The sequence below is a fragment of the Flavobacterium sp. UBA4854 genome, from assembly GCF_002399805.1.
Lineage (GTDB): Bacteria > Bacteroidota > Bacteroidia > Flavobacteriales > Flavobacteriaceae > Flavobacterium > Flavobacterium ginsengisoli.
This window is the reverse complement of sequence record NZ_DHEI01000055.1, coordinates 1-998: the sequence shown is the minus strand read 5'-3', so window position 1 is coordinate 998 and position 998 is coordinate 1. Positions and strand designations below refer to the sequence as shown.

Annotated in this window: 1 pseudogene; it reads right to left on the bottom strand. The window is 34.2% G+C overall.

Features of this window, described 5'->3' with window-relative positions:
- Positions 1 to 328: 328 nt before the first annotated feature.
- Positions 329 to 998: pseudogene (locus B3J44_RS08225) on the bottom strand (ATP-grasp domain-containing protein); the annotation flags it as partial.

The following is a 998-nucleotide window of genomic DNA, read 5'->3' as shown; positions in this document are numbered from 1 at the left end:
TTAAAGTTTAAAGTTTTGTTGAGACTGAAAACTGTCATTATTTTAATTTCCCTACTTATAGGTTTTTTTTAATCTGTTTTTAATTACGTTACCCAAAAAATAAATTACAAGTAAAATAATTGTAACTGTAATGAAATTTATAATCAAAAATTCTGGATAAAAATAGTCGTTAACGTAACATTCCGCATCAACTCTTCTAAATGCCTGAAATGGAAAACCTATAGAAAAACCTCTGCCATGTTTAGTTATAGGTATAGTTATTAATTGTATTGCGAAGTAAATTAAGATTGTTAATCCAGAGATTTTTAATGCTTTTTTCATTTCATTATTAAGCGCTAATCACTTTAATAGTATTCCTTAACTTCCTGTGCAATTCTTCTTGCCTCAGCCATATCTTCATTTACAATTGTAACGTGACCCATTTTTCTAAACGGACGTGTTTGTTTCTTTCCGTAAATATGAGGAGTAACACCATCCCATCCTAAAATGGTTTCGATGTTTTCATAAACCACATTTCCAGAATGACCTTCGGCACCGACTAAATTTACCATAATTCCGGCAACTTTACTGTCAGTATTTCCTAATGGAAGATCTAAAATGGCGCGTAAATGATTCTCGAATTGTGAAGTATAACTTGCTTCGATAGAATAATGACCAGAATTGTGTGGGCGAGGAGCAACTTCGTTAACCAAAATTTCGTCGTCCTGAGTCTGGAACATTTCAACTGCCAAAAGTCCAACGTGATTAAAGTTTTCTGAAACCTGCAAAGCAATCGCTCTGGCTTTTTCAGCAACTTTATCATCAATTCTTGCTGGACAAATTACGTATTCAACTTGGTTTGCTTCTGGATGAAATTCCATTTCTACAACCGGATAGGTTCTCATTTCACCTGATGGATTTCTAACCACAATTACCGCCAATTCGTTTTTAAACGGAACCATAGTTTCTGCAATGCATTCTACATTTGGTAATGTGTCTAAATCGGAAGCCTGGCGAAC